Origin of the sequence: Candidatus Liberibacter sp., assembly GCF_014048425.1 — a bacterium.
Classification (GTDB): Bacteria; Pseudomonadota; Alphaproteobacteria; order Rhizobiales; family Rhizobiaceae; genus Liberibacter.
On record NZ_JACETX010000081.1, the window covers coordinates 1 to 2,242 of the forward strand.

Sequence of the window (2,242 nt, forward strand, 5' to 3'; positions counted from 1 at the left end):
TTCATCAGAGATTGTCCAAAAGAAAAGATAGAGATTAAGCGAAGTATTGTAGGAATTTCTTTAGGTGATATGTGTACCGACACAACGCCAAAGCCTAAAAACATTATATCTCAAGGACTTTTAGTCCAAGGCGGGTTAATGCTTTTAGCTGGTGAATCCAAGGTTGGGAAAAGTCATGTTTTGCTTTCTATGCTTGTTAACTTATCTGCAGGACTGCCGTTTTTAGGATTAGAACCTCCTCATCCATTGAAAATATTTTATCTACAGTCCGAGAATGACTTTTTCGAAATGAGAGATAGAGGGCAACAACTAAGTAGTTCTCTCAATCCAGAACAGCTGAAATTGAGTTATGAAAATTTATTTTTGACTTCAAATTATGAAGATTCGTTCACGGAAAGCGTTGTTGATATGGCTTCTCAAGAAATCAACAAACATCAACATGGGAAGACCGATTTAATTGTTGTTGATCCTTTATATGACTCTTTTGATGCAGGCGATAACAAAGGAGGAGAAAATGACAATCAGGCAATGCTTTTCTTCTTAAAAAAACGTCTAAAAGTTTTAAGACAAAAAGTTAACACTAACGCAGGAATGATACTCGTTCATCATACACGAAAGGTGAAAAGCGAAGAACTAGAAGAAATACGCTTTGATGCTATTTCAGGAGCAAGCGGGTTAAGACGTCATTACAACTCAGCCATGCTCTATTACACAAACCCGCAAAAGACGTGAAAGAATTAAAAGTATTCTTTAAAACTAGAAGTGGTACAGGAATTGACACGAAAAACATCTACTACGACGAAGACGCTTTAACATGGAAAGAACATCCGCAATAGTCAATCACAACTACGGAGCTAAATTAGATGCTGAGCGTGATCGCAGGCGGGATACAATCTTAGGCATTATCAGATCGGAAGCCTTAAAAGGTGAATTACATCCCGCACGTAAATTCATGAAGAAATTTGAAGGTAAGGCGGGTCTTAGCAGTGAATCTTCGATACGGAGAAGAATAGATGTTCTCATAGAACAAGGACAAATCCAAATATTAAAAAATGCCAAAAATTACGGAGTGTCTATGAATAAACGTGGGCGATATTGCCCGTACAAGACCCTAAGACATGGGTGGAACAGGAGTAATCATGAGCAACAAAGGACGCATTGATCTAAGATCCGTGGCAAGAATCTCAAAAGAAAACAAAATCCGTATCGAGATAGAAAGAGAAGGCACGATTTACAGGTTTGAGCCTTTTAAAACCAGAAGTGAAAAGCCCAAAGTTGACGATGACGGGCTTAATCCTTTTGGGTGTTAAATGAACAAGAACGCCAAACTACCTCATGTGGTGAGGGAACGCACCCGACATGGCAAGGTCATATACTATTTTAGGAAAGGCAAAGGAGCTAGAATACGTCTGCCTATTCCTAAAGACCCGCAGTTCATGGCTTGTTATATTTCCGCTTTGTCAGGTGAGGTTCTAGAACAACATTACGTTAAGCCAGTGACCCAAGAGCCACAGACTATGCGGTGGTTGATAGAGCAATACCGATACAGTGGTCATTGGGCGAGTTTAGCACTAAAAACCAGAAAAAGAATTGATCGAGACTTGGATAAGATCATTCAAAAATCAGGAGACTTTGATTACAAGAAGGTCACTGCGAGACATATTCGTTTAGGGATTGAACACAGAAAGTCTACTCCTGCCAGTGCTGTTTTGTTTCTTTCTGCTATTCGTGGTTTATTCAATTGGGCTGTTAAGCAAGAATATCTTAAAGAAAATCCCTGCACTAGAATAGAAAAGCCATCTTACAAAACCGATGGCTATGCACCATGGACGAAAGAAGACATGCGGTTGTTTAGGGAGTACTGGGCAGAAGGAACATTACCCCGATTAGATTTTGAATTCTTTTTGTATACTGGTCTTCGATGCTCGGATGCTTGTAGAGCGGGTCATCAACATTTTAAAGGCAATGTTTTTTCCATCAAAACTCAAAAGGTAGGAACGACAATTACCGTTGAGCTTCCTGATTACTTCATGAAACTTCTTAAAATAACACCTACAGGCAAAGACAAATTTTTCCCATACACAGCCCAGAATTTAAGCCAGTGGTTTATAGATAAATCTAAACAGGCAGGAATATATAAATCTGCTCATGGCGTTAGAAAATTATCTGCTATTCTTTCCGTTGAAGCAGGATCAACCACACATGATTTAATGGCTATATACGGATGGAAAAGCATATCACA

4 protein-coding genes are annotated in these 2,242 nt (G+C 39.1%); all 4 read left to right on the plus strand.

The window, feature by feature from the left end; translation table 11 throughout:
- A partial coding sequence (locus H0G72_RS05960; protein WP_220456138.1) for an AAA family ATPase occupies positions 1-732 on the plus strand: 732 nt, incomplete at its 5' end.
- A gap of 82 nt (positions 733-814) precedes the next feature.
- Positions 815-1,162: a hypothetical protein gene (locus tag H0G72_RS05965; protein WP_182017855.1), complete on the plus strand. Its 348-nt coding sequence runs from the start codon at positions 815-817 to the stop codon at positions 1,160-1,162.
- Positions 1,140-1,310 carry a hypothetical protein gene (locus tag H0G72_RS05970; RefSeq protein WP_259345180.1) on the plus strand — a complete coding sequence of 57 codons (171 nt, stop codon included), beginning with the start codon at positions 1,140-1,142 and terminating at the stop codon, positions 1,308-1,310. Before H0G72_RS05965 ends, H0G72_RS05970 begins: the two co-directional genes overlap by 23 nt.
- The coding region (locus H0G72_RS05975) for a tyrosine-type recombinase/integrase (protein WP_182017857.1) at positions 1,311-2,242 on the plus strand (932 nt) is incomplete at its 3' end.